The organism is Lentzea aerocolonigenes, from assembly GCF_000974445.1.
Lineage (GTDB): Bacteria > Actinomycetota > Actinomycetes > Mycobacteriales > Pseudonocardiaceae > Lentzea > Lentzea aerocolonigenes.
Window position 1 is genome coordinate 421,030 of record NZ_BBOJ01000001.1, and the last position, 25,626, is coordinate 446,655.

General features: G+C 68.3%; 26 protein-coding genes and 1 tRNA gene. 14 read left to right on the forward strand and 13 right to left on the reverse strand.

Going from position 1 to position 25,626, the window contains the following annotated elements; genetic code table 11:
- Positions 1-24 precede the first annotated feature (24 nt).
- On the reverse strand, positions 25-1,257 hold the full coding sequence (locus AOM45_RS02075) for an FHA domain-containing protein (protein WP_030465594.1): 1,233 nt from the start codon (positions 1,255-1,257) through the stop codon (positions 25-27).
- A gap of 118 nt (positions 1,258-1,375) precedes the next feature.
- Between AOM45_RS02075 and AOM45_RS02080 the strand changes: the two genes are divergently transcribed.
- The 4 genes from AOM45_RS02080 (at position 1,376) to AOM45_RS02095 (ending at position 3,964) form a co-directional block, all read left to right on the forward strand.
- Positions 1,376-1,458: transfer RNA gene (locus tag AOM45_RS02080), tRNA-Leu, on the forward strand.
- A gap of 89 nt (positions 1,459-1,547) precedes the next feature.
- Complete coding sequence (locus tag AOM45_RS02085; protein WP_156093590.1) at positions 1,548-2,360, forward strand: NADP-dependent oxidoreductase; 813 nt, start codon at positions 1,548-1,550, stop codon at positions 2,358-2,360.
- A 315-nt stretch (positions 2,361-2,675) separates the two neighbouring features.
- A complete protein-coding gene (locus AOM45_RS02090; protein WP_030465592.1) occupies positions 2,676-3,293 on the forward strand; it encodes a hypothetical protein in 618 nt (205 codons plus the stop codon).
- 14 nt (positions 3,294-3,307) lie between these two features.
- Entirely contained in the window at positions 3,308-3,964 is a 657-nt protein-coding gene (locus AOM45_RS02095) for an NAD(P)H-binding protein (protein WP_030465591.1), read from the forward strand.
- A gap of 55 nt (positions 3,965-4,019) precedes the next feature.
- On the opposite strand, the gene AOM45_RS02100 is transcribed toward AOM45_RS02095, so the two are convergent.
- Positions 4,020-5,300 carry a D-arabinono-1,4-lactone oxidase gene (locus AOM45_RS02100; RefSeq protein ID WP_030465590.1) on the reverse strand — a complete coding sequence of 427 codons (1,281 nt, stop codon included), beginning with the start codon at positions 5,298-5,300 and terminating at the stop codon, positions 4,020-4,022.
- 87 nt (positions 5,301-5,387) lie between these two features.
- On the opposite strand from AOM45_RS02100, the gene AOM45_RS02105 reads away from it, so the two are divergent.
- Positions 5,388-6,569 (forward strand): amino acid deaminase/aldolase, encoded by a 1,182-nt coding sequence (locus tag AOM45_RS02105; RefSeq protein WP_030465589.1) that lies wholly within the window; start codon positions 5,388-5,390, stop codon positions 6,567-6,569.
- Here the strand turns inward: AOM45_RS02105 and AOM45_RS02110 are convergent.
- A complete protein-coding gene (locus AOM45_RS02110) occupies positions 6,566-7,210 on the reverse strand; it encodes a TetR family transcriptional regulator (RefSeq protein WP_063756969.1) in 645 nt (214 codons plus the stop codon). The two genes, AOM45_RS02105 and AOM45_RS02110, sit on opposite strands and share 4 nt — an antisense overlap.
- A gap of 82 nt (positions 7,211-7,292) precedes the next feature.
- On the opposite strand from AOM45_RS02110, the gene AOM45_RS02115 reads away from it, so the two are divergent.
- From AOM45_RS02115 to AOM45_RS02125, 3 genes are read left to right on the forward strand one after another with little or no spacing between them, the layout of a single operon-like run.
- Positions 7,293-8,540: a GH1 family beta-glucosidase gene (locus tag AOM45_RS02115; RefSeq protein ID WP_030465587.1), complete on the forward strand. Its 1,248-nt coding sequence runs from the start codon at positions 7,293-7,295 to the stop codon at positions 8,538-8,540.
- A gap of 40 nt (positions 8,541-8,580) precedes the next feature.
- Positions 8,581-9,741: an MFS transporter gene (locus AOM45_RS02120; RefSeq protein WP_081901880.1), complete on the forward strand. Its 1,161-nt coding sequence runs from the start codon at positions 8,581-8,583 to the stop codon at positions 9,739-9,741.
- The gene (locus tag AOM45_RS02125; RefSeq protein WP_030465585.1) at positions 9,741-10,520 is read left to right on the forward strand and encodes an SDR family NAD(P)-dependent oxidoreductase; all 780 of its coding nucleotides are present in this window, start codon (positions 9,741-9,743) and stop codon (positions 10,518-10,520) included. The genes AOM45_RS02120 and AOM45_RS02125 overlap by 1 nt, the downstream gene beginning before the upstream one ends.
- 340 nt (positions 10,521-10,860) lie before the next feature.
- Here the strand turns inward: AOM45_RS02125 and AOM45_RS02130 are convergent, their stop codons facing one another.
- Positions 10,861-11,220, reverse strand: a complete 360-nt coding sequence (locus AOM45_RS02130; protein WP_035909125.1) for a hypothetical protein — start codon at positions 11,218-11,220, stop codon at positions 10,861-10,863.
- 494 nt (positions 11,221-11,714) lie between these two features.
- Here AOM45_RS02130 and AOM45_RS02140 point away from each other — a divergent pair, with 494 nt between their 5' ends.
- Together AOM45_RS02140 and AOM45_RS02145 are read left to right on the forward strand one after the other, a co-directional pair.
- Positions 11,715-13,097: a helix-turn-helix domain-containing protein gene (locus AOM45_RS02140; protein ID WP_059362162.1), complete on the forward strand. Its 1,383-nt coding sequence runs from the start codon at positions 11,715-11,717 to the stop codon at positions 13,095-13,097.
- A 99-nt stretch (positions 13,098-13,196) separates the two neighbouring features.
- Positions 13,197-13,532 (forward strand): hypothetical protein, encoded by a 336-nt coding sequence (locus AOM45_RS02145; RefSeq protein ID WP_236703053.1) that lies wholly within the window; start codon positions 13,197-13,199, stop codon positions 13,530-13,532.
- A 70-nt stretch (positions 13,533-13,602) separates the two neighbouring features.
- Here the strand turns inward: AOM45_RS02145 and AOM45_RS02150 are convergent, their stop codons facing one another.
- Positions 13,603-14,313: an SDR family oxidoreductase gene (locus tag AOM45_RS02150; protein ID WP_030465580.1), complete on the reverse strand. Its 711-nt coding sequence runs from the start codon at positions 14,311-14,313 to the stop codon at positions 13,603-13,605.
- A gap of 85 nt (positions 14,314-14,398) precedes the next feature.
- Here AOM45_RS02150 and AOM45_RS02155 point away from each other — a divergent pair, with 85 nt between their 5' ends.
- Positions 14,399-15,226, forward strand: coding sequence for a LysR family transcriptional regulator (locus AOM45_RS02155; RefSeq protein ID WP_030465579.1), 828 nt, complete (start codon positions 14,399-14,401; stop codon positions 15,224-15,226).
- Here AOM45_RS02155 and AOM45_RS02160 read toward each other — a convergent pair.
- The 4 genes from AOM45_RS02160 to AOM45_RS02175 are packed head-to-tail and all read right to left on the reverse strand — an operon-like array spanning position 15,219 to position 18,048.
- Entirely contained in the window at positions 15,219-16,238 is a 1,020-nt protein-coding gene (locus AOM45_RS02160; RefSeq protein ID WP_030465578.1) for a CopD family protein, read from the reverse strand. The genes AOM45_RS02155 and AOM45_RS02160 overlap by 8 nt on opposite strands.
- The gene (locus AOM45_RS02165) at positions 16,235-16,765 is read right to left on the reverse strand and encodes a copper resistance CopC family protein (RefSeq protein WP_030465577.1); all 531 of its coding nucleotides are present in this window, start codon (positions 16,763-16,765) and stop codon (positions 16,235-16,237) included. Before AOM45_RS02165 ends, AOM45_RS02160 begins: the two co-directional genes overlap by 4 nt.
- Positions 16,762-17,487: a YcnI family copper-binding membrane protein gene (locus tag AOM45_RS02170; protein WP_030465576.1), complete on the reverse strand. Its 726-nt coding sequence runs from the start codon at positions 17,485-17,487 to the stop codon at positions 16,762-16,764. The genes AOM45_RS02165 and AOM45_RS02170 overlap by 4 nt, the downstream gene beginning before the upstream one ends.
- Before the next feature lie 45 nt (positions 17,488-17,532).
- Positions 17,533-18,048, reverse strand: a complete 516-nt coding sequence (locus AOM45_RS02175) for a hypothetical protein (protein WP_059362165.1) — start codon at positions 18,046-18,048, stop codon at positions 17,533-17,535.
- 58 nt (positions 18,049-18,106) lie between these two features.
- Between AOM45_RS02175 and AOM45_RS02180 the strand changes: the two genes are divergently transcribed.
- Positions 18,107-19,708, forward strand: coding sequence for a BCCT family transporter (locus AOM45_RS02180; protein ID WP_030465574.1), 1,602 nt, complete (start codon positions 18,107-18,109; stop codon positions 19,706-19,708).
- A gap of 41 nt (positions 19,709-19,749) precedes the next feature.
- Here the strand turns inward: AOM45_RS02180 and AOM45_RS02185 are convergent, their stop codons facing one another.
- A complete protein-coding gene (locus tag AOM45_RS02185) occupies positions 19,750-20,184 on the reverse strand; it encodes a DUF6474 family protein (RefSeq protein ID WP_030465573.1) in 435 nt (144 codons plus the stop codon).
- Between the two features lie 82 nt (positions 20,185-20,266).
- Here AOM45_RS02185 and AOM45_RS02190 point away from each other — a divergent pair, with 82 nt between their 5' ends.
- On the forward strand, positions 20,267-21,910 hold the full coding sequence (locus tag AOM45_RS02190) for a TM0106 family RecB-like putative nuclease (protein WP_030465572.1): 1,644 nt from the start codon (positions 20,267-20,269) through the stop codon (positions 21,908-21,910).
- On the opposite strand, the gene AOM45_RS02195 is transcribed toward AOM45_RS02190, so the two are convergent.
- Entirely contained in the window at positions 21,907-22,665 is a 759-nt protein-coding gene (locus AOM45_RS02195; RefSeq protein WP_030465571.1) for an SDR family NAD(P)-dependent oxidoreductase, read from the reverse strand. The genes AOM45_RS02190 and AOM45_RS02195 overlap by 4 nt on opposite strands.
- A gap of 369 nt (positions 22,666-23,034) precedes the next feature.
- Between AOM45_RS02195 and AOM45_RS02200 the strand changes: the two genes are divergently transcribed.
- A complete protein-coding gene (locus AOM45_RS02200; protein WP_030465570.1) occupies positions 23,035-24,816 on the forward strand; it encodes a gamma-glutamyltransferase family protein in 1,782 nt (593 codons plus the stop codon).
- A gap of 11 nt (positions 24,817-24,827) precedes the next feature.
- Here the strand turns inward: AOM45_RS02200 and AOM45_RS02205 are convergent, their stop codons facing one another.
- Both AOM45_RS02205 and AOM45_RS02210 read right to left on the reverse strand, forming a co-directional pair.
- Positions 24,828-25,055 (reverse strand): hypothetical protein, encoded by a 228-nt coding sequence (locus AOM45_RS02205; RefSeq protein WP_030465569.1) that lies wholly within the window; start codon positions 25,053-25,055, stop codon positions 24,828-24,830.
- Positions 25,056-25,143: 88 nt separating this feature from the next.
- A complete protein-coding gene (locus AOM45_RS02210) occupies positions 25,144-25,488 on the reverse strand; it encodes a hypothetical protein (protein WP_030465568.1) in 345 nt (114 codons plus the stop codon).
- Between the last annotated feature and the right edge of the window lie 138 nt (positions 25,489-25,626).

Sequence of the window (25,626 nt, forward strand, 5' to 3'; positions counted from 1 at the left end):
GCCTACCGACGCCCGTATCGACCTCTAGCCCGCGGTGCGGAAGACCAGTGACGAGTGGCCGATGCGGACGACGTCGCCCTCCGCGAGCTGCCAAGTCTGCACTGGCGTGCCGTTCACCGTGGTCCCGTTGGTCGAACCGAGATCAGCGAGCATCGCATTCTGCCCGTCCCAGGAGATTTCCAGGTGGCGCCTGGAGACTCCCGTGTCCGGGAGGCGGAAGTCGGCTTCCTGCCCACGTCCTACGACGTTTCCACCCTGCTTGAGGTTGTACGTGCGGTTGGAACCGTCGTCGAGGTGCAGGGTCGCGTTGAGCTGGCGGTTCGCGCCCTGGGTCGCCGGCGGGGCGTATCCGCCCTGGTTGTAGCCCTGGTCGTAGCCGCCCTGCTGGCCGTAGCCCTGCTGCTGGCCGTAACCCTGGTCATACCCGCCCTGCTGGCCGTAACCCTGGTCGTAGCCGCCGCCCTGCTGCTGCCCGTACCCCTGGTCGTAGCCCTGCTGGCCGTAGCCCTGCTGCTGGCCGTAACCCTGGTCGTAGCCGCTGCCCTGCTGGCCGCCGCCGTAACCCTGGTCGTAACCCTGCTGCTGGCCATAACCCTGGTCGTAGCCCTGCTGGCCGCTGCCGTAGCCGCCGCCCTGCTGGCCGTAGCCCTGGTCGTAGCCCTGCTGCTGGCCGTAGCCCTGGTCGTAACCCTGTTGCTGGCCATAACCCTGCTGCTGGCCGTAGCCCTGCTGCTGGTCGTAGCCCTGCTGGCCGTAGCCGCCCTGACCATAAGGGTCCTGGCCGGGCTGGCCCTGTCCTTGTCCGTAGCCGGGTGGCTGGCTCATGGATCGGTCTCCTGCGGTGCGAGGTGGTGCTGACCGTCGGCTGGCCGCTTTCACGTCGGGGTCGACGGACGAGCTGGTTCGGAACTGTCCGGTGTGCAGCGCCTCGGAGCGCTCCAGGGAGACTACGACGTCACCATAGGTATCCCATCCGGACTCGGCCAGGTGCTCTCGCAGGCCCTCTGCGAGAAGCTGGGTGATGCGTAGTTCATCCTGCTCGTCGCCCGCAAGACGTTCGTGGTCCTGGGCTCCGAGCAGCACCTTGTAGTGGTTGGGGGCTAGCAGTCTGCCACCCGCGAGCTCGCGGATGTTGCTGTCACCCTCACGTTGCAGCGCCTGTGCCACCTCTTGGGGCACCACGTTGCCGCCGAACACGCGCGCGAAGGTGTTGCCGACCAGACCCTCCAGCTTGCGCTCGAAGCGTTGCAGGCCCATGTCAACTCCTTCCGCTCGGACTCCGCTCCTGTACCGATCGTATCCGGGTACGACGACGCCTACAGGGGTCGATTAGGAACCTGGTTTGGACGCGTGCTAGTGTTCCCAACGTCTCCAGGGGCAAGTGGCGGAATGGCAGACGCGCACGGTTCAGGTCCGTGTGTCCGAAAGGACGTGGGGGTTCAACTCCCCCCTTGCCCATCGAAAGACAGAAGGAACCCCTCTCGCGGGAATCGCGAGGGGGGTTCTTTCGTTGATCGGCAGTATCGGATTCCTTGATCCAACAGGTGATGTCTGTCACTCGTTCGGGGGTCGGCATGTGGGCGATAGCGGCAGCGGACTTCGGTGCTCCGCTCGAACTCGTGGAACTTCCGGAGCCCACGGCGGGACCCGATGAGCTCAAGGTGCGGTTGTTCGCCGCGAGTGTGAACCCGTTCGACCGCAAAGTCGTCGACGGGATGCTTCGCGGTTCCACTCCGCACGTGTTCCCGTTGGTTCCTGGAACTGATGGGGCAGGTGAGGTCGTCGGTTCCGGAGAGAGGATTTTCGGCACCTTCTTCCACCACCCCGTCGGCATCGGCACATACGCCGAGTACGTCACAGTTCCGGCGGAGAACACGTTGGCTCCATTGCCGGACGGCCTCGATCCCGCCGTCGCCGCCGCATTGCCGACCGCCGGCATGACGGCGTTGCAGTTGGTCGAGTCGCTGGGCGACGCGGAATCCGTGCTGATCGTCGGGCCGAACGGCGGTGTCGGGTCGTTCGCCGTGCAGATCGCCCGTGCGGCGGGCAAGCGGGTCATCCCGATCGGCCGTGGCGACTCCCTCGTCGAGGCCGACGCGCTGATCGACCTCGTGAGCGCCGACCGTTCGTCGTTCGAGGCGAACGCGCGCTACGCGCCGTTGGCCTTCAACACCAACTACGTCTCCAGCGATCCGGCGCAGAACTTCGGGATGAAGGGGTCGCGGGAAACGTTGGTGCGGCTCGCGTCGATGGTGCAGGCAGGAGACCTTGAAGTTCCAATCTCCCGCCGCGTGCCCCTGCGTGAGGCTGTTGATGTTTTCGCAGGTCGTGGCCCCGGCAAGACCGTGATCATCATGTAGGTGGTCGTTCTGGCGCGGTGAACGGTCGGCGGACGGTGACCGGTACCGCTGACCGGTATTTCGCGCCCACGCCTGGAGCACCCACTCTGAGCAGGTCTTTTGGTGCGTCCATCCGGATTAACGTCACCCAGACGGCAGCACCGTAGGACCGAACTCCCCGCGCCGTTCTTCGACCGGTCACCGACCGGTCGGCGCCGTCGATCGCAGGGGGTGGTTTGACCTGGGGGCGGGCCGCACGCTTCCTGCTAATCCTTATCCAGAGCACGAGTCGAAACGCGGCGGATCGCCCGCCGCGGGTGACGAGGAGGCACTGGCGTGAGCAGCACCCCAGCAAGGATCGCGGCCCTCGACAGCTCGAACGGTTTGTCGACGACCCCGGTCCCGGTTCCGGAACTGCCCGCGTCCGTCGAGGAGTTGGCAGCCGCCGCGGCGATCCGCCTCGGCTGGCACGGAGTGGTCCTCCCCGAGATGGTCCTGATGGGCCGCAAGGTCGTCGTCGTGGCCGAGCTCCTGGCCGACGCCCACGCCGAGCGCGTGTGCGTGGGTGCGGGGCCCGAGGCCGACAAGACCACCGTCTCCACGTGGGTGTGGCCCGAGATGGAAGGCCGCGTCCCGCCGGCCGCCGTCCGCATCGTCGGCGTCCTGGCCGTCGCCCGCCACTGGCGCACCGCGCTCGCGTCCGCCGTCCCCTTCGCCCGCTACGGCAACGCCGCGGTCGTCCTCCCCGAGTCGGTCGCCTTCTCGCACGACTACCTGTCGAACTGCCTGCCGCGCGTCCGCCGCTACGGCGTCTCGGTGCTGCTGGCCGACGACGAGAAGGACCTCTCGGTCGACGTTTCGGGCCGCCAGGAGAACGTGCCGGCCGAGGACACCGCCATCACCCGCTGGGTCAACGAGCTCGTCTACGAGCAGATGCTCGCCACCGCTTCCTGATCTACGGTTGGGCTGTGCGAGTAGTCATAGCCGGAGGACACGGGCAGATCGCGCTGCTTCTGGAGCAGCAGCTGGCCGCCCGTGGAGATACCGCGACCGCGCTGGTGCGCAACCCCGATCACTTCGCCGACGTGCAGTCAGCCGGAGCCGTTCCGGTGCTGTGCGACCTCGAGTCCGCTGATCTGGACTCGGTCGCCGCCTATTTGAACGGTGCGGACGCCGCGGTTTTCGCCGCAGGCGCCGGGGCAGGCTCAGGAGCCGCCCGCAAGGACACAGTGGACTACGGGGCCGCCGCCCTGTTCGCCTCGGCCGCGGTCGAGGCGGGGGTGCGGCGGTTCGTCCAGGTCTCGACGGTGGGAATCGAGTCGGCCGACTCTCCTTCGGTGGATCCGGAGTTCGCGGTCTACCTCAAGGCGAAGAAGCTGGCAGAGGACGACCTGAAGCCCCGTGATCTCGACTGGACGATCCTGCGTCCCGGGCCGTTGGTGAACGACGCGCCCACGGGTCTGGTCACGTTGGCCGCGCCTCGGTTGCCCCGTGCGTCGGTGACGCGCGGGGACGTGGCCGCCGTGCTCGCGGAGCTGCTCACCGCACCGCAGACGATCGGCAAGACGCTGGAGCTGACGAACGGCGAGACGCCGATCGCCGACGCCGTTCGCGTCGTGCTTTGAGAGTACGCGGGGAGCTTTCGTACTCTCCTGGAGTACGCGAGGCCCCCGCGTGCGGTCAGCCGAGCACGCGGTCCAGGTACGCGTTGGTGAAGGTTCTGGCCGGGTCCACCTCGTCGCGCACCCGCAGGAAGTCGTCGAAGTGCGGGTACAGCGGGCGGAGCTGCTCCGCGGTCAGGTCGTGCATCTTGCCCCAGTGCGGGCGGCCGCCCACGGATGCGGCGATGCTCGCGTACGCGTCGAAGAAGGCCTTGTACGGCATGCCCAGCGCCTGGTGCATTGAGATGTAGGCCGTGTCGCGGCCGTTCGCCGTGGACAGCCAGATGTCGTCTGCCTGAGCCACGCGCACTTCACAGGGGACGATCAGGGCGTCTCGGTCGCCCAGGCGGTTCGCGACAGCTCGGAGTTCGGCGATCACGTCCATCAGCGTTTCGCGCGGGATGGAGAATTCCGTTTCCACGAAACGGACTCGGCGTGGGGTCACGAAGACGTTGTGCGAGTAGTCCGAGTAGGAACGCTCGGAGATCAGGGAGCCGCAGAGCTCGTTCAGGCGTCTGGTGTAGCGCGGGAAGGTCTTGGCCACCTTGCACACCGCACCGAACGCGGCGTTCTCCATCACCTCGTACTCCCACGCCTGGCGGAGTTTCGAGAGGGGGCGGGCCGGTTCGGGGATCCTGTTGTTGCGCTTGAGGATCACGCGGTGCGAGTGCGTGAACCAGTGGAACTCGACGTGGTCCTCGACCGCGCACAGGTCGTCGAACTGTTCCAGGACGGCGTCCAGCCTGCCCGGTGCCTCGGTGGCCTGGAGCACGAACGAAGGGACGCACTGGAGGGTGATCGTGCTGATCACGCCCAGCGCGCCGAGGCCCACGCGGGCCGCGTTGAACAGGTCCGGGCGTTCGGACCGGGAGCACGTCACCACCGAGCCGTCGGCCAGCACCAGTTCGAGCTCGGCGATGGCCGTGGCCAGGACACCGAGCTTGGCGCCTGTGCCGTGGGTCGAGGTGGAGACCGCGCCGGCGACGGTCTGGGCGTCGATGTCGCCCAGGTTCGGCATCGCCAGGCCCAGGCGGTGGAGGTCGGCGTTGAGCACGTGCAGCGGGGTGCCCGAGCGGACGGTCACCAGACCGTTTTCCGTGTCCGCGCGCACGATTCCCGTCCACCGGTCGAGGTCCAGCGCCACTTCGGGCGCCACCGCGATGTCGTTGAACGAGTGACCGCTGCCCCGCGCGCGGACACGGCCGCTGGACGTGACCGCCGCTGCGATCTCATCCGTGCTCGAGGGGTGAACGACGCGCGTAGGGGTGCACGAAGCCGTTCTAGCCCAGTTCGTCCACACGCCGAACCTCCACGAGAGAGTGTGACCTGCGAGTAACGTAAGTGAAAGCTCTTCACGTTTCAAGGGTTGACGACGTACCGTCAGGGCATGCGCAGAACTCGACTCGATGCCGCGACGAAGGATCTGGATCCTCCGTTCGCGATCGTCGACCTGGACGCCTTCGACCACAACGCGGCGGACCTCGCCCGTCGCGCTGCCGGTCATCCGATCCGGGTGGCGAGCAAGTCGATCCGGGTGCGCGATCTGGTGAGCCGGGCTCTGGAACGGCCCGGCTACTCCGGTGTCATGTGCTACTCGCTGGCCGAGGCGCTGTGGCTGTCCGAGCAGAACGTCAGCGAGGACCTGCTGGTCGCCTACCCGACCGCCGACCGGGCGTCGCTGCAGAAGCTCGCGGCGAACGAAACCGCACGTCAGCGCGTCACGATCATGGTCGACTCGATGGCGCACCTCGACTTCGTGGACGCCGCGATCGGTCCGCACTCGGACATCCGGGTCTGCCTGGAGCTCGACGTCTCGTGGCGGCCGTTGCCCGGCCTGCACATCGGGCCGCGCCGCTCGCCGATCCACACGCCGCAGCAGGCGAAGGCCCTCGCCGCCCGGATCACGCAGCGGCGCGGGTTCAAGCTCGTCGGCGTCATGGCGTACGAGGGGCAGATCGCCGGGCTGGGGGACAACCCGCCCGGTCAGCCGTTGCGCGCGCTCGGGATCCGGTTCATCCAGTCGAAGTCCGGGCCCGAGCTGATCCAGCGCAGGTCCGCCGTCGTCAGCGCGATCCGGCAGGTCGCGGACCTGGAGTTCGTGAACGGTGGTGGCACCGGCAGCCTGGAGCTGACCGGGTCGGACCCGTCCGTCACCGAGCTCGCGGCCGGGTCGGGGCTCTTCGGGCCGACGCTCTTCGACGCCTACCAGGCGTTCAAGCCGGAACCCGCGGCGCTGTTCGCGCTGTCCGTCGTGCGCAAGCCGAACAAGCGCACCGCGACGCTCTTCGCCGGCGGGTACATCGCGTCCGGCACGCCGACGCCCGACCGTCAGCCGTCGCCGTACCTGCCTGCCGGGCTGAAGACGCTCGGCCTCGAAGGTGCCGGCGAGGTGCAGACGCCGGTCACCGGGAAGGCGGCGGAGTACCTGAAGATCGGTGACCGCGTCTGGATGCGTCATGCCAAGGCCGGCGAGCTGTTCGAGCGGTTCGACGAGGTGCACCTGGTGCACGGTGACCGCATCGAGCGGACCGTGCCCACGTACCGCGGCGAGCGCCGGAACTTCGGTTAGGCCGGGAGCCGGGACTTCAGGTAACCCCTGACGAGGGCCCTCGCTTCGCCCAGGATCGCGGGGTCGCCCATCGGGGTCTTGCGGAACGCCATCTTCATGACGGCGTCGGCGGCCTCGACGGCGATCGCGATCGGCAGCTGGACCTCGGCCATCGGGATGCCGAAGCGGCCGGAGATCAGCTCGGAGATCTTGTCGGAGATGACGGCGTTGTTGTCGCGGCGCTCGTCGAGCAGCCGCATGTCCACGACGTCACCGAAGTGGAGCCTCCCGAACGCGGGGATCTCGCGGTGCATCGTCACGTAGACGTCGAACACCGTGTCCACGGCGTCCCACCAGTGCTCGAGTGTCGCCTGCTCGAGCCTCTCGGTGATGCCCTGGGAGAACCTGTCGACGTTGCGCAGCGTCAGCGCCTGCACGACGGCTCTCTTGTCCGGGAAGAACTGGTACAGCGAGCCGACCGCCACTCCCGCTCTCTCCGCGATCAACGTCGTGGTCACGCCGTCGTAGCCGACCTCGTCGATCAGGGTCGCGCAGGCCTCGAGCATTCGTTCGACTCTCTTGGCGCTGCGCTGCTGAACGGGCTGGCGGCGAAGCGGGGTGGTGCTCGTCACGGCGACTCCCAGTAGTTCGGGTGCTTCCATCTTGCCTGTTGTACGGCTCTTTCACTTCCCTGAACCTGTCAACACGCCTACGATCCGAACAAGTTTCACATTTGGAGGATCGATGAGCGACTTCCTCTGGGGAGTGTCGACGTCCGCGTTCCAGATCGAGGGCGCGTTCAACGAGGGCGGACGAGGCCCTTCGGTGTGGGACGAGTTCACTCCGGTACACGAAGGTCATGACGCCAGCGTTGCTTGCGATCATTACCACCGGTGGCGCGAAGACGTTGCGCTCATGACGCAGCTCGGCGTGAACGCGTACCGGTTCTCGATCGCGTGGCCGCGCATCCAGCCCTCCGGCAAGGGGCCCGTCAACGCCGAGGGCCTCGACTTCTACGACCGCCTGGTCGACGCGCTGGTCGAGGTCGGCATCGCCCCGGTCGCGACGCTGTACCACTGGGACACGCCGCTGGAGCTCGAAGCCGAGGGCGGCTGGCTCAACCGGGACATCGCCGACCGGTTCGCCGACTACACGGCGCTGGTCGCGGACCGTCTCGCCGACCGCGTGAAGCTGTGGATCCCCATCAACGAACCCGCCATGGTGACGTTGCAGGGCTATGCGATCGGTGAACACGCCCCTGGCAAGACGTTGCTCTTCGACGCGTTGCCGACCGCCCACCACCTGAACCTCGCTCACGGCCGTGCGGTCGAAGTGCTGCGTTCGTTCAACGCACAGGCCGTTGGCACCGCGAACAACCACACGCCGGCCTGGCCCGCTACTCCGAACGACGCAGCAGCCGCCGAGGCGTACAGCGAAATCCACAACTGGCTGTACGCGGACCCACTTCTGTCGGGCCGATATCCGGACGCAGTCGCCGATCTCCTGCCGGTTGTGGACGGAGATCTGCAGGTCATCCACCAGCCGCTCGACTTCTACGGGGTCAACTACTACAACCCGACGCGGCTGAAGTCCCCGTCGGAGGGCAACCCGCTGCCGTTCGAACTCGTGGAGATCGACGAGTACCCGCGCACCGGGTTCGGCTGGCCGGTCGTGCCGTCCGGGCTTTCCGAGATGATCACGACGTTGCGTGAGCGGTACCCGAACCTGCCGCCCGTGTACGTGACCGAGAGCGGGTGCAGCTTCCCCGACGAGATCGCGGACGCCGACCGGATCTCCTTCCTCGACGGCCACCTCAAGGCCGCGCTGGAAGCGGGTGTCTCCGGGTACTTCGTGTGGTCGCTGCTCGACAACTTCGAGTGGGAAGCCGGATATTCGCAGCGTTTCGGCCTGGTCCAGGTCGACTACGAGACGCAGCGCCGCACGCCGCGCGACTCGTTCCACTGGTACAGAAAGGTGATCAGTGGTGAGTGAGGCACTCGCGGAGCCGGTCGTCCCGGTTCGCCGGAGCTGGATGGCCTTGCTGTTCGTCGCGAACCTCGGTCTGTGGCTCGCGGTCTACGCGCCGATCCAGATCCTGTTGCCGCGTCAGGCCGAACTGCTGGACAAGGCGAACAAGACGTTCGTGTTCGGCGTCGTCACCGGTGTCGGCGCGTTCGTGGCGATGGTGGGCGTGCCGCTCATCGGGTTCCTGTCCGACCGCACGACCTCGCGCTTCGGCCGCCGGCATCCGTGGACGCTGATCGGGTCGATCGTCGCGGTGGCCGGCCTCGCTGTTCTCGCCGGCGCGCACTCGGTCCTGGTCATGACGATCGGCTGGTGCCTGGTGCAGGCGGGAGTCAGCAGCATGCTCGCCGCGCTGACCGCCGCCGTGCCGGATCGGGTGCCCGTCGCGCAACGGGCCAAGGTCGGTGGGCAGTTCGGCATCAGCCAGATGCTCGGCACCGTGCTGGGCGCGGTCGTCGTCACGGAGCTGGTCACCGACCTGGAGGCCGGCTACCTGGCCTGCGCGGCGATCGTGCTGGCCGGAGCGTTGTTCTTCGTGCTGAGGACGCCGGACACGCAGTTGGCCGTGAAGCCGGTGCGGCCGACGTTCTGGATCTCACCCCGTGAGCACCCCGACTTCGCGTGGGCGTGGCTCGGGCACTTCATGCTCAACGTCGGCAACGCGTTCGGCACGCTGTACCTGTACTTCTTCCTGAGCGACGCGGTGCACCACCCGTCTCCCGACCAGGGCTTGCTGCAGTTGATGGTCCTGTACGGGGTGGCGCTCACCGCAGGAGCGGTGCTGTTCGGCGCACGAAGTGATCGTTCTGGCCGTCGGAAGCCGTATGTGTACGGCGCGTCAGCGGTCATGGCGTTGGCGGCGCTGTTGTTGGTGGTGTCGCCGACGTGGCCGGTCGCGCTCGTCGCCTCCCCGTTGCTCGGCGTCGGCTTCGGCACGTACCTGGCCGTCGCGATCGCGCTGCTCACCCAGGTGTTGCCCGCCGCGGCCGATCGGGCCAAGGATCTGGGCGTGATCAACGTGGCCAACGCGTTGCCGCAGGTCATCGCCCCCTTGCTGACCACGGTGATCCTCGCGAACCTTGGTGGTTACCGCGGCCTGTTCGCGGCATCGGCACTGGCGACCGTGCTGGCGGCGGTGTTGATGAGTCGAGTGCGATCGGTGGTCTGATGCAGCTGTCGGGCAAGAGGGTTCTGGTCACGGGAGCGTCCCAAGGGATCGGCGCGGAGGCCGCGTTCAGGTTCGCGGCCCACGGCGCGCACGTCCACCTTGTGGCCCGCAGCGCCGAACTGCTCGATCTACAGGTCAAACGGATCATCGAGTTCGGTGGCTCGGCGTCCGCGCACACGGCAGATCTCGCGGACGCCGCGCAGATCAGCGCGCTCGCCGAGGAGGTTCCGGCACCTGACGTGCTGGTCAACAACGCGGGCGTCGGCCGCTGGCTGTTCCTCGACGACACCTCAGCCGACGAGCTGCAGACGATGACCGCCGTGCCGTACCTGGCCGCGTTGCTCCTGACCAGGGAGTACTTGGGCGTGATGCGTGCACGCGGCTCCGGCTGGATCGTCAACGTGAACTCGCCGGTGTCGCGGCTGCCGATTCCCGGCTGCGTGGGCTACCAGTCGTCGCGGTGGGCTCTCCGGGGCCTGACCGCTTCTTTGCGGCTTGATCTGCGGGGCACCGGGGTCGGCATCAGCGAAGTGATTCCGGGCAAGGTGTCCAGCGAGTACTTCACCAACAACCCCGGTGCCGAGGAGCGGATCCCGGCGATCGCTCGGCTGATCCCCACCGTGACGCCGGAGCGGTGCGCGAAGGCGATCGTCGACGCCGTGGAGAAGGAACGCGCTGAGCACCTGTTCCCTTGGCAGCTCAAGGCGTTCGAGATCTCCGGCCGGCTGTTTCCCGGCCTCACCTCGTACCTGACCTGGAAGACGGGCACACACCGCTGACGAAGTGCACGCGGGGAGCTTCCGTTCGCTCTGACCGCACGCAGGGGGCCCCGCGTACCCCAGAAGGAAACGCGGGGCCCCCGCGTGACTTCCGCAATGTGGAAACGGCCCCTTGCCTGCGCGGGAGGGGCAGACAAGGGGCCGACGTGGTGACCGCGGGCCGACAACGGTCGGGGAGGGAAGGTGCACGTCACCGGCCCGCGGGAATCTGTGGAGTTGTGAAGCTGACCGGGGTCCGCGATGTCGCGGTCGGGGGTTCGCGCATCGCGGACCACCGGTCAGTAGGCGGTTTGCAGACCTGGTCGTGTCGGGGGGACGCCAGGTCAGACGCAAACGCCCGTTAGTGGGCTCGAGCCACCGCGCGGCGGGTCCGGGTGACAGGAGGAGTCACCGGGGCCTCGCGCAGGTGGCGAGCCGGGCGCGGGGCGAGTCCGCCCGCAACCAGGTGTTCGTACGCGGCGCGCCACACCGAGCAAGGTGACTTCTGCTGGCGCCAACGGCCGGAGCACTCAGGGCAGTTGCCCTTCTCGTCCGGCTCGTGCGCTGCCAGCAGAGCACGCCATCCCTCGGTCAGCCGAGGGAGCTCGGATCGAGCCACCGACAGGAGGGACGGGGCGTCCGCGCGGCTCGCCAGCTCCGTGAGCAGGTCGAGGCGTTCCCACACAGCGTTGCGAAGAACCTGTCCGAGGATCGCGTCCATCGAAACGTCACCGTCACCTTTCCGCCTGGTCGGCGGCTTCGCGTAGCGCAGCCCTGAGCTGTACGAGCTGGTCGTGGGACAAGACTGCCGTCTCCCCGGGAGGTCCGACCAGAACCACTTGGCCCTGAACGACCTTCACGGTGAGCTGGCGGTCCCGGTCGACCACGTCGCCGCAGCTGATCTGCCACGTCCGACGCTGCCCGGTCGTGCCGCGCCATGTGGATTCGGTGTCACCCGTCTCCACAATGGAGGTGGAACTCGGGGAGGAGCTGTCCACTATCGGTCGTTCCTCTCCGTGCTCACTCGCTTACCGGAATCTAGATTGCGATGATTCATGCCGGAACGGGACGTCACAGCGCTGACCGGTGGAAGTCTTACGGTGAGCGGTAAGCGGTGTTCGGCAGGGCCGATCAGCCCTGCCGAAGAGGACTTCTCGGGCTCGGGGACCTGCCCCTAGTCTGCCGATGACGCCCAACGGACTGTGAGGGTGCGCGATGAACACCATGAGTTCCCAGGGCTCTCCGATCCCACCTGAGGTGTGGGACCACCAGGAGATGCGGGACGCACTGGCCCGACGAGAGATCAGCTCGGTCTACCGGCTGCTCCGACGGCACGGCGTGTCCCAGCGCCAGATCGCGGCGCTCACGGGCCAATCACAGTCCGAGGTCTCGGAGATCCTCAAGGGACGCCGGGTGATGGCTTATGACGTCCTGACCAGGATCGCCGTCGGCTTGGGTGTCCCACGTGGATACATGGGTCTCGCCTATGACGAGACAACGGCAGTGAGGGTGGCCGCGACCGCGGACTCACCCCATCCTGAGGAGGACGAGTCGGTGAAGCGTCGGAAGTTCCTCGCGCACGCCGCCGCCGTGACAGTCGGCGCGGCCGTGTTCGGAGCGGACTCCGGGTCGTGGGTTTCTCACCCCACACAGACTCCGGCTCCGGGACGCATCGGCATGACCGATGTGCGCCAGGTCGAAGCGGCGACGCGGGCTCTGCGCGCCCTCGACTACCAGTACGGCGGCGGTTCCTGCCGCGACGCCGTCGTCGCCCAGCTGTCCTGGGGACAGCAGATGCTCGGTGCGAGCTCCACGGACATCGTTCGCCAGCGCCTCTACGTCGCGCTGGCCGACCTGCACAACCTCGCCGGCTGGACGTCGTTCGACACCGGCCTGATGGACTCGGCCCGCAACCACTTCGGTCAGGCGCTCGACCTCGCCAAACAGGGCGAGAACGAGGCGCTGATGGCGAACATCCTGTACCGCATGGGCCGCGTGTACTTGCACCAGAACGCTCCGGACGACGCGCTGAAGGTGTTCCAGCTGGGTCAGCTGGCGGCGCAGAACTCCGGTTCCGAACTGGCCGTCGGCATCCTGTGCGCGAACGAGGCCTGGGCCTACGCGAAGATGGGCTCCGACGAGCAGGCGCTCAAGCTGCTCGGTTGCGCGCGCGACGAGTTCTCCCGCGCGAACGTCGCCGAAGCCCCCGCATGGGCCAAGTTCTTCAACGAGATCGACCTCTCGTCCATGATCGGCACGGTGCACACGGAGCTGGCACAGACTGTGGATGCCAAGTACACGCGGACCGCCATCCCGGCACTGTCCAAGGCGATCAACAACTTCGGTGACGAGTACGCCCGCAGCCGCTCGTTCAACCTGACCTCGATGGCGATCAACCACCTGCTCGAGGGCGACATCGACCACGGCGCCAAGATCGGCCGCCAGGCCGTGGACCTGTCGGAAAGCCTCAAGTCCGTCCGCACGAAGCAGCGCATGGAGCCGCTTCGCCAGGAGGCCGAGAAGCGTCGCAACAACCCCGAGGCCCGCGAGCTCGCGGACCGCGTCGCCCGCTTCACCGGTGCCGAGTCGGCCGCCTGAGCCGAATCTCGTTTGGGACCCATAGCATCACTTTCGGATGGTGTGGGACACGAACCGGTAACGCCAGGACCTCCGCACACGAATGCAGCATCGACGGGCGTGAAATCCACGCCTAAGGTGCGGCAGGTCGGGGCGAAGGACGAGGTGCGGCGCGTGAGCCTTACTCGGAGGTGGCGTTCCAAGAGAGCGCTGCGGTCCGCGCAGTTGCTCGACGAGGTGGTGGACACCCAGTTGCCGCTGCTGGCGGCGTTCGACGAGGAGCGACGGCGCCGATCCGCCGACTACCTCGCGGAGCTCGTGGCGCTCGCGCAGGACTACCGCTACTACGCCAACGGCTGGATCGACAGCCGTGAGCTGGATCGCCGCGGTCAGCGGACGATGAACCGGCTGGCGCGCATGCGTGAGGAATCTTCGGCTCGACTGATCACCGATTAGTCCGTTCGTGCGCAGCTCGCCGCGCTGATCGGACCACTCACCGAGTGCGCGGATGTTTCACGTTGAACAATCACCACGGCACGGGTCCGCTGTGGTCGAACAGGCCCCCGGTCGGCCCGTCGTCGGGCAGGGTGGCCAGCTCGATCGCGATCCTGGCTCCCTCCGCGGGTGTGTCCCTCCCCTGGAAGCCGTTGAGGTCGGTCGCCACGTAGCCGGGACAGGCCGCGTTGATCTTGATGTTCGTGAGTTCCTTGGCGTACTGGACGGTGAGCGCGTTCAGGAACGTCTTCGCCGGTGTGTAGGTCCCGTTGACCTCGCCGAACTCCACTCCCGGCGTGGTCTGCAGCGTCAGTGACGCGAGGTGGCTCGACTGGTTCACGATCCGCGGTCGTGCGGACCTGGCCAGCAGCGGCAGCATCGCGTTGGTGACCCTGAGGACGCCGATCACGTTGGTCTCCAGCACGTCCCGCAGGCTTTCCGCCGTCGCAACGGACGGGGCCGCCGGCCAGACCCCGGCGATCGCCGCGTTGTTGACCAGCACGTCGAGGCGTCCGAACCGCTCCTCGAACAGCGCTGCTGCCGCCTTGACACTCTCGTCGTCGGTCACGTCCAACGCCACCGCGAACGCGTCGACGCCGTTCGCCCGCAGCTTCTCGGCGGCTTCCTCACCCTTCTGCACGTCCCTCGCACCGACTCCGACCGTCATCCCGAGCCCGGCCGCGATCTCGTACCCGATTCCCTTGTTCGCGCCGGTGACCAGCGCAATCGTCTGTTCGCTCATGCATTTCATCGTGGTCGGCGGTGGTCTGAGAACCAACATCGCTTCGGTCTGGCAGCGATACCCGGCCGGTATGGATACTGATGGCGTGGAAACGCGCGAGCTGCGGTACTTCGTGGCGGTCGCCGAGGAGCTGCACTTCGGCCGGGCTGCCGACCGCCTCGGCATCGCCCAGCCGCCGTTGTCGCGCACGATCGCCCAGCTCGAACACCGGCTCGGCGTCGCGTTGCTGACCCGCACCAGCCGCAAGGTCACGCTCACCGAGGCGGGCGCGGTGCTGCTGGCCGAGGGAAGGGCGATCCTGGGCGCGGTCACCGCGGCGGAGAGGCACACCCGCACCGTGGATCGGCCTTCGCTGGTGCTGGCCGCCAAAGCAGGCGGTTCCAGCGAACTGCTGGCGAAGCTGCTCGACGCCTACGCCGCTGAACCGGGTGCGGTCGCCGTCGACCTGATGCTGGTCCAGGCCCACGCCGCGCAACCGCTGCTCGACGGCCGTGCGGACGTGGCGATCCTGCACGAACCGTTCGACTCGACCGCTGGTCTCGACGTCGAGCCGCTGCGCGCCGAGAACCAGTTCGCGATCATGCCGAAGTCGCATTCCCTGGCCGGTGCGGCCCAGCTGCGGATGGCTGACGTGATCGATCTGCCGGAGCTGGCGCGTTGGCCGGAACCTGACGGCACTTACCTGCCCGGCCCCGGCGTGGAGGTGCACGACCTGACGCAGCTGTTCCAGATGATCGCGCTCGGCCGTGCTGTCGCGGTCATGCCGGAAGTGGTTCGCAACGGCCTGCTCGAAGGCCTGACCGCGATACCGGTGGTGGACGCGCCGAAGGTGACGACGGTGATCGCGTGGCCCCCGCACAGCAGGTCACGTGCCGTTGCCGACCTGGTGCGCGTGGCGATGGGCTTCAGCTGACCGGAGCCCGGCTCAGGATCACGGCGAGACCGAACGCGACGCCCATGATCGTCACCTCCAGCACCGCCCACTGCACGATCGCCGTGACCTTGTGCTGCGAGATCTTCGGCAGCAACCGCCACCGGATGTGCGCGCCGAGCACGGCGATCAGCGCCGCGCACACGAGCTTGCCGAGGAACAACAACCCGTAGCCGGTCGTGACCAGTGACTGCGGGAACGGCACCACCGGGTTGAGGACCAGCTCCAGCAGCCCGTTGAACAGGCCGGTCACCGAGACCACGATCAGCGAGATCGTCGCGACCTTCGAGAACTTCGGCAGCGCGGCCGCGAGCAGCCCCTTGCGGTAGGCCACCAGGGCCATCAACGCGCCGAGCCCGCCCGTCCACGCCGCGGCGCCCAGGACGTGCAGCTCCATGGAGACCATCGAGTAGTCGTGGTACTTCCAGTTCGAGGCGTGCCCGGTCACCGGGATCGGCAGCAGCCCGAACATCGAGATGAGGATGCGCAGCTCAGCGGGCACGGACTCGCCGCTGCGGACCGCCATCACGCCGACGACCAGGTAGACGAACGCGCAGGCCGCGCTGAACAGCAGGCCCTTCCCGGCACCGACGGTCGCGATGTAGTCGACGGCGTTGCCGATGCTCACGTCGCTGCCGGGCCGCAGCTCGGCGGCCTGGAGCACGATCGCCAGCAGTGCGGTGACGACCCAGACGGCGGCGGCGACTACCGCGGCCGGCCGGGCGAGCCGCATGACCGGTTCGGTGTGCGTGGGCCGGTCGAAGCCGAGCAGCTTCGGCAGGATCGACAGCCCGACGACGATCGTCGCCGAGACGTCCAGCAGCACCCTCGTGATCGGCAGGCCGTACCGGACCGCCGCCCCGGCGTCCACGACCCCGGCGACCACGACGGGTGGTGCCAGCACGAGGCCGAGCGCGATGCCCGCGAGCGCACCGAGGACGAGCCCGGCGAGCACGCGGTAGTGGCTGGGAGCGGCGGTCCGGACGTCGGTCATGCCTTCGTGCCCCCGCCGCGCAGGGCGAAGAACACGCCACCGCCGAGCAGCACCACGGCACCGACGATCCACACCCAGACGGGCAGGCCGTCGCTCGAACCGCTGTCGCCGGTGGCGGTGTTCGCGGACGCGGGCGTGGTCGGCGTGCCCGTGCCGTCCTTGGTCAGCGTGAACGTCAGCTCGCCGGACACCGGGTGGCCGTCCGCGGAGAGGATCCGGTAGCCGATCTTGTACTCGCCGGCCTTGCCGAGCGCGTTGACCTTGGCGGAGACCGCGTTGTCCTTGATCGTCGGGTCACCGGCGACCTCGTAGTGACCGCCACCGGCGTCGACCACGGAGATCGTGTTGATGCCCTGGCCGCCCTGCACGTCCTGGTCGAACGTCAGCGTGACGGTCGACGGACCCGCCTCCAGCGAGCTCTTGTCCTTCGGGTCGCTGCTGATCAGAGCGTTGTGCGCCGCCGCGGGGGCGGCCGTGACGAGCACGGCCGCACCTGCGATCAGGCACGCGATGAGCGCGCGCTTCATGCCTTGCGCCGCGAACGCAGGATGGCGCCGACACCGAAGCCCAGGCCGAGCGCGCCGACGGCGAGACCCGCGCCCCCGAGGTAGCGGGCCGTGTTGTCCGAGCTCGAGACCGCGGCCTCGTGCGTCTCGGTGCCGGGCGTGGCCGCGCCGTGGCCGTGGTCTTCTTCGGCAGCCTTCTTCGGGGCGAGCTTGAGCGCGGGCGCCGGGTGCTCCGGCTCCTTGCCGTCGGCGCCGGTGGACTGGCTCCAGTCCACGACCTCGCCGTTCTCGTAGGTCTGCTTGGCCGGGAGCTCCAGCTTGTCCTTGCCCTCCGGCAGCGTGCCGAGCGCGACGAAGAACTCCTGGTACTCGTTGATCCCGATCTTCACGCCGGGGTCCGCGGTCCAGGTGATCGTCCGGAACGCCTCGGTGATCTCCTTGCCGCCGATCGTCACGGGCTTGTCGAGCTTGGCCTTGACGGCCTCGGCCTTCCAGCCGGGCAGCGGCTTGGTGCGCACCGAGGTGAGCGGGGTGTCCTGCGGCAGCGTGACTTCCAGCTTGATGGTGCCCGCGTTGTCCCGCTCGTTCGGGACGCGGAACGCGAAGGTCGCGCGGCCGCCCTGGGTGAACTCCGACGGCTGGGCGCTGACGTGCGCCGATGCGATGGTCGGGGTGCCGAGGACGGCGAGTCCGGCCACGCCGAGGACGGCGAGCGCGCGCACGCCAAATCGATTTGTCGACATGAAGTTGTGGCTCCTGATTGCCAAAGGGACTGACGGATCGAGTGATCAGGAGCCACAGGGCGGGCCGCGCAGCCCGTTCGCACGTCTCAGGTCCGTGTGGTGCGCGCTGCGGACGTAAGGCGTGCTGGTGAACGTCCGCACCGGCTTGGTGACCGGCAGCGGCGTGAGCCTGCGGGGGATCAGGCGGGTGACTGCGGAGAACAGCCTGAACAGGGCGTTCTCCGCGTGGAAGAGGAGCAGGCCGGTCAGCGTCGCGGCGACGAGGTGCGCCACGAACATCTGCCCGGTCAACGTGTTCGTGTGCTCGTGGTTGACCCACGTCAGCAGCACGTGTTGCGCGAGCTGGGCCGTACCCAGCCCCGCGATGACCGACAGCCTGCCGGTGCGCTTGTCGGCGAGGCTCCCCGCGGCGAACGCGATGAGCACCACCAGCGGCAGCGCGTGGACGAACTCCGACAGCTCTCCGCCGCCCAGCCCGTGCGCGGCGATCGTGAGCGCGGAAGAGGTCAGCGCGAGCGCGGCACCACGCAGGGTGCGCAACTCACTCGACCGTGTGCTCACGTCGGTGAGGGTAATCGGAGGAGTTTGGTTCGGTCTACGAGCGGGTAACTACGGCCGCATGCACAACCAATGCGACCAGCCGGGCCGTACCGACAGGGTCGTGTTCGGCGTTGCCGCTGGTCTGACGCTTGCGTTCGTGGCCTGGGGAATCGTCGGCACCACCAGCTTGGCGACCTTCTCGAAGTCGGCGCTCGCCTGGGTCATCCAGAACCTGGGATGGGCTTTCGTGATCTCGGCCTCCGGGTTCGTGGTCTTCGCCCTCTGGCTCGCGTTCAGCCGCTACGGCAAGATCCCGCTCGGCCGCGACGACGAGAAACCCGAGTTCAAGACCATCTCGTGGGTGGCGATGATGTTCAGCGCCGGCATGGGCATCGGTCTCATGTTCTACGGCGTCAACGAGCCGTTGTCGCACTTCGTGAAGCCGCCGCCCGGTACCGACGGCGACCCGCTGGAAACCGCGATGGCCACCACGCTGTTCCACTGGACGCTGCACCCGTGGGCGATCTACGCCATCGTCGGCATCGCGATCGCGTACAGCAGCTTCCGCCGCGGCCGGTCCTCGCTGATCAGCGCCGCGTTCACCCCCGTGCTGGGCCGCCGGGCCGCGTCCGGCTGGGGACGTGCGATCGACGTGATGGCGATCTTCGCGACGCTGTTCGGCTCCGCGGCCTCGCTCGGCCTGGGCGCGCTGCAGATCGGGTCGGGCCTGGAGGCCGCGGGCTGGGCGGGCAACGTCGGCACCGGTGTGCTGGTCGCCGTCATCGCGATCCTGACCGTGGCGTTCGTGGCGTCCGCCGTGTCGGGCGTCGCGCGCGGCATCCAGTGGTTGTCGAACATCAACATGGTGCTGGCGGTGACGCTGGCGCTGTTCCTGTTCGTCGTGGGGCCGACGGTGTTCATCCTGAACCTGCTGCCGACCGCCATCGGGGACTACTTCCGCGAGCTCGCGACGATGGCCGGCCGGACTGCCGCCTCCGGTGGCGACGCGACCGAGACCTGGCTGTCCGGGTGGACGATCTTCTACTGGGCGTGGTGGATCTCGTGGACGCCGTTCGTCGGCATGTTCATCGCGCGGATCTCGCGTGGGCGGACGATCCGGCAGTTCGTGGCCGGCGTGATCCTGGTGCCGTCCGCCGTGTCGCTGGTGTGGTTCGCGATTCTGGGCGGCACTGCGATCTTCGAGCAGCGGCGTGGGGTGGATCTGGCTGGTGCCTCTTCGCCGGAGTCCCAGTTGTTCTCGCTGCTGGACCAGTTCCCGTTGGCCGCTGTGGCCGGGGTCGTGGTGATGGTGCTGGTGGCGATCTTCTTCGTGTCCGGGGCGGACGCGGCCTCGATCGTCATGGGCACGCTCTCACAGCGAGGCTCGATCCGGCCGACGAAGCCCGTGGTGATCTTCTGGGGCGTGCTGACCGGTGCCGTCGCCGCGGTGATGTTGTTGGTGGGCGGCTCGAACGCGCTGACAGGGCTGCAGAACCTCACGATCATCGCGGCGTTGCCGTTCATGGTCGTGATGGTCGGTCTCTGCTTCTCGCTGGCTCGTGATCTCCGGTCGGATCCGATGATCCGGCGCGAGGAGCGGGTGGCTGAGGTGATGGAAGAGGTGGCCGAGAGTTATCCACAGATCGCCGAACGGCAGCTTGACCTGCCCGTATCGCGATAAAATGGACAGGGGTCGTCCCCCCGGGAGGGTGGGGGTCTGCCCTAGCGCACGTTCAAGCGCCTGAGCAGTTCCTGCTCCAGCACGTCCAGATCAGTTCCGACGGCCCGGTGCGCGGCTTTGCGCCGGGCCGTCGGCATGCGTTCGGAAGCGCGAACAGCGGCGAGGAGTTGGGCGAGCCGCGCCTCGGTCTTGGAAACCCACGCTTCGTCGGAAGCGCGCAAAGACTCCATGGACTCCGAAAAACCGACAATCCGTGCGTGCAGGCGGGCGCCATAACCCGAGTACTTGCCGATGTCCGCCACGTCTATGCCCAGGCGGCGGGCGCGATAGCGGTCGTACTGTTCGCTGAGGGCGCCCGCGCCGCGGGCCAGCACCGGAGCCAGGACCGGAATGAGCGCCGGGGCCACCACCTTTGCCACTCCGACCAGGTTCTTGGCCCTCTTGGGCGTGAACAGATGCCCGGTTTTGCGCGCCATTCGGGTACACCTCCTCCGTCAGGAGAAACTTACTGCCCAGGTTGCCGACACATCCTCCCGACGCGCGACATACGCTGCATCCGTGACTTCCCAGGTGCAGCTAGACGCCGGCGTGGTCACTCGTTGTCGGCGGCGGGTGCACCTCGAAAACGATCCGGAGATGCGCGACGCTCCCAAGGCGGCGCCGGATCCGGCTTCGGAACAACGGAAAGCGGACGCGACGAACCATCGTCGTGCGGTGGCCGACGCGCTCGGGCGGCTGGTCGGATCGGACCTCTTCGAGGTGCCGAGCGGGGCCGACGTGCGCAGTGCGGACCGCGAGCGGGTGACGCTCGCCGCCATGGAGATGGGGGCGCCCTACATCTGGGGCGCCGCGTTGCCGCGTGATCCTCGCGGTGGGCGGCGTGGTGGGATCGATCTCCTGGTCAAGGACTCGACCGGGTACGTGCCGGTGCTCGTCGTGCGGCACAAGATCACTGATCCTGGTCAGGGGGCCAAGACGAGTCCGTTGACCATGCCGTTGCCCGGTGGGAGCCGGACGGACCCGCACCGCAAGGTTCGGCCGCAGCCTCGGGACCAGCTTCGGCTCGCTCATGCGCAACGGCAGTTGCAGGCTGCCGGGTACGCGCGGAGTGGACGGGCCACCGGTGGTGTCATCGGCATGGACGCGGACGTCGTGCTGTGGCACGACCTGGAGGCGCCGACGTGGCCCGGTGGGCGGACTGCGCTGGCCGAGTACGACGCCCGGTTCAGCGATCGGCTGGCTGTGGCGTTGGCTGCGGTGAACCAGAAGGATCCGCTGGCGCGGCCGTCGCGGATCGTGGACTGCAAGACGTGTCCGTGGTGGCCCACCTGCGACAGCGATCTCAAGCAGGGGCGGGACGTCAGCCTCGTGGTGCGCGGCGAGGACGCCGTCGCGTTGCGGAAGGCCGGGCTGTCCACTGTGGACGCGCTGGCGGAGCTGGATCCCGCGGCTGAAGGGCCGATCCAGCTCGTCGGCATGCCGTTCGGAGACGCCGTGGTGCTGGCGCGCGCGTGGTTGCGTGACCTGACGTTGGTGCGCCGGGTGCCTGAGATGAACGTGCCGCGTGCGGACGTCGAGGTCGACGTCGACATGGAGAGCTTCGGCGATCTCGGCGCGTACATGTGGGGCTGTCTGCTGTCCGGGAAGGACATCGACGAGGAGCACGGCTACCGCGCGTTCGTCACCTGGGACGCGCTGCCGTGCGACGACGAGGCCCGTTCGTTCGCCGAGTTCTGGACCTGGCTCACCGGGATCAGGTTGCGGGCCAAGGCGCGAGGGCTGTCGTTCCGCGCCTACTGCTACAACGAGCTGGCGGAGAACCGCTGGCTGCTGGCGTCGGCGGAGAGGTTCGCGGGCAAGCCCGGCATCCCGACGGTGGCGCAGATCAAGGAGTTCATCGGGTCGGACTCCTGGGTGGACCTGTTCGGGATCGTGCGCGAGCAGTTCCTGTGTGCGCACGGCAAGGGACTGAAGATCATCGCGCCGGTCGCGGGGTTCCAGTGGCGGGACCCGGAGGCCGGTGGCGAGAACTCCATGCGCTGGTACCGGGGCGCGGTCGGGATGAACGGCGACGCGCTCGACACCGAGCAGCGGCGGCGGCTGCTCGAGTACAACGAGGACGACGTCCGGGCCACCCACCGCCTGCGCGAGTGGATGACCTCGGACGCCATGTCACGTCTGCCGTACGCGGGTGATCTCTAGCGAGGAGCCATGCGGAGAGCGCCGTCCATGCGGATGACCTCGCCGTTCAGGTAGTCGTGCTCGATGATCGAGAGCGCGAGCTGCGCGTACTCGGCCGGCTGGGCCAGGCGCTTCGGGAACGGCACGCCGGCGGCGAGGCCCGCGCGGAACTCGTCGGAGACCGTGGCGAGCATCGGGGTGTCGACGATGCCGGGCGCGATGGTGAGCACGCGGATGCCCACGCTCGAGAGGTCGCGGGCGGCCGGGAGGGTCATGCCGACGACGCCGCCCTTGGACGAGGCGTAGGCGACCTGGCCGATCTGACCGTCGAACGCGGCGATCGACGCGGTGTTGATGATGACGCCGCGGGCGCCGTGCTCGAGCTCCTCGGTCTTGCCCATCGCGGCGGCCGCGAGGCGCAGGACGTTGAACGAGCCGATCAGGTTGATCTCGATGATCTTGCGGTAGAGGTCGAGGTCGTGCGGGCCGGTCTTGCCGACCGTGCGGGACGACGGGCCGATGCCCGCGCAGTTCACCGTGATGCGCAGCGGGGCGCCGGAGCCCGCCGCGGTGTCGACGGCGGCCTGGACCTCTTCGCCCGAGGTCACGTCGGCGGCCAGGTAGGTCACGCCCTCGACGGCCTCGGCCTTCTCGATGGCGCTGGGCAGGTCGAGCGCGAACACCTGCGCTCCACGCGCCGCCAGCGCACGTGCGGTCGCGCCGCCGAGACCGGACGCGCCACCGGTGACGATGGCCGCGGTACCCGAGATCTCCATGCCTTCATCCTCCTCGAAGCGAACTGCTCGCGAGGAGGTTAACGCTCGTTACCTCAAGAGTTGATACTGCCTCAACGGTCGGTCCAGTGGAGCAGCGCCACCAACGGCACCGCTGCCAGCAGCGCGAGCCCGATGAAGATCGTCGCGACACCCAGGATTCCCATGCCTGAACTGTGCCGTTCGAAGGTGTTCGAACACATCGGCCGCGCCGGTAGACCTCTGGTAGGAGATCCGTCACGGTCAGCTACAACGAAAGTCGTAGACGGTGGACGCGGAGATCGAGCCGATGGAACGGACTGCTCCATTCGGGGGTGGGGCATGCGTCACTCGGAGTCACGCAATTTAGTTAGCGTCGCATACCTTTATGGGGTGTTCACCACGCGCCCCGAACTCGTCGGCACCTTCGGCATGGTCGGCTCGACCCACTGGCTCGCCTCGTCGGCGGCCATGGCTGTGTTGGAGGACGGCGGCAACGCCTTCGACGCCGCCGTCACCGCGGGCTTCGTGCTGCAGGTGGTGGAACCGCACCTCAACGGCCCCGGTGGCGAGGTGCCGATCATCTTCGCGGCGGCCGGCTCCGGTCCGCGCGTGCTGTGCGGCCAGGGCGTGGCGCCGGCCGGCGCGTCGATCGAGCACTACACCGAACTGGGGCTGGACCTCGTGCCGGGCAGCGGGCTGCTCGCGGCGACCGTGCCGGGTGCGTGGGACGGGTGGCTGACCCTTCTGCGTGACCACGGCACCAAGTCGTTGCGCGACGTGCTCGACAGGGCGATCGGCTACGCCCGCGACGGCTTCCCGCTGCTGCCGCGGGTCGTCGACACCATCGAGCTCGTCTCCGACCTGTTCCGCGACCACTGGACGACGTCGGCCGCGCAGTGGATGCCCGGTGGCGTCCTGCCCGTGCGTGGTGGACGGTTCCGCAACCCGAAGCTCGCCGACACGTGGGAATGGCTGCTGGCCGCGGGTGAGGCCGCGGGCGCCGACCGTGAAGCGCAGATCGAGGCCGCACGCCGGGCGTGGTCGCAGGGTTTCGTGGCGGCGCAGGTCGACGAGTTCTGCCGGCGTGAGTTCCGGGACGACTCCGGCCGTGACCACGCCGGTGTGCTGACGGGCGCCGACATGGCGTCGTGGGAGGCGACCTACGAGGACGCGCTGGTCGTCGACTTCGACGAGTGGTCGCTCGTGAAAGCCGGCGCGTGGACGCAGGGACCCGTTCTGGCGCAACAGCTGCGGCTGCTGGAGGGGTACGACCTGTCCTATGTGGACGGCAAGCCCACCGCGGAGACCGTGCACCTGGCCGTCGAGGCCGCGAAGCTGGCGTTCGCCGACCGCGAGGCCTGGTACGGCGACGACCCCGGCGTGCCGCTGGAAACGCTGGTGTCGCGGGCTTATGCGACCGAACGCCGGTCGTTGATCTCCGACTCGGCGTCCTTCGAACTTCGTCCCGGTTCGCCCGACGGCCGGGAACCGTTGCTGCCCAAGCACATCACCGGCGGTCCGGCGACGTCGGTGAGCGACCCGACCGGCGCGCTCGGCGAGCCGACCGTCGCCCGCTCCGGCGTCACGCGCGGCGACACCGTGCACGTGGACGTGGTGGACCGCTGGGGCAACATGGTCTCCGCGACCCCGTCCGGCGGCTGGCTGCAGTCGTCGCCGACGATCCCGTCGCTCGGCTTCTGCCTGGGCAGCCGCGCCCAGATGTTCTGGCTGGACAAGGGTTTGCCGAACTCGCTGGCACCGGGCAAGCGCCCGCGGATCACCCTGTCGCCGTCCATGGCGTTGCGCGACGGCCGACCGGCGCTGGCGTTCGGCACACCCGGCGGCGACCAGCAGGACCAGTGGCAGCTCGGCTTCTGGCTGGCGCACCGGGCGGGCCTGAACCTGCAGGAGGCGATCGACTCGCCGATGTGGCACTCGAACGCGTTCCCGAGCTCGTTCTACCCGCGCGCCTGGACCCCTGGCGAGCTCGTCATCGAGTCCCGCGCCGGCGGGGACGTCCTGGCTGCGTTGCGAGCGCGTGGCCACCAGGTCGTGGACGCCGGCGAGTGGACCCTCGGCCGGATGTCAGCCGTGGCAAGGGATGCGGCAGACGGACTCCTGCGCGCCGCCGCGAATCCACGGGGTGCGCAGGGCTACGCGGTGGGCCGCTAGTCAGCCGCTAGTCAGCCGCCGACGACGTGGCTGCCGTCGTGGATCATCTCCACGTTGGCACCACCGAAGTTGTGCAGGGTGCTGACACCCGCCGCACCCGCGACGTCGCTGACCTTGCCGATCGCGTCGACCTGCGGCAGCTCCGGCGTCGGCAGCGGGCTGGCGCTCGCGGTGCCCGCCATGGCCGCGATCGCACCGGCGGCGATACCCGCGGAAGCGACGATCTTCTTGATGCTCAAGGCGTTTCGCTCCTAGGAAAAGTGGAACGGCGCCCGATTCGAGGGGGAGGGAATCGGACGCCGCCCCGGCCAGGAAGTACTGGTCAGATCAGATGCCGAGCCCGGCCTGCGCGCTCGGCGGACCCTGCGGCTCGTTGAGACCGAGGAGCGTGGCGGCGGGAACACCGCTGCCACCGGCGTCGACGTTCTCGACGATCGCGTTCACGTCGAGGTCCTGCGCGTTGACGGCCTGGATCTTGCCGTTGACGTCGCTGGTGTCCACCGAGGCGAGGTCGCCGACGCTGGCGACGTCACCGAGCTGGCCGCCGAGGTCCGGGGAGGTACCGGCACCGACGCCGGCGGTGTCAGCGTGCGCGATGCCGCCCAGGCCGAGCATGACGGTGGCGCTGCCGAGGGCAACAGCGGCCCCCGTGATGGTCTTCCTGAGGTTCATGGGCGCGAACGTTTCGCGTCCGACCCCTCTACATCAAGCTGCGTAACTCAGGCGAGGGAACTTCTTCATCCGTTGGTGGGATCTGAGCGGCTCAAGCGCACGTGAGCACCACACGAGAAAACGGGCAAATTCCGCAGT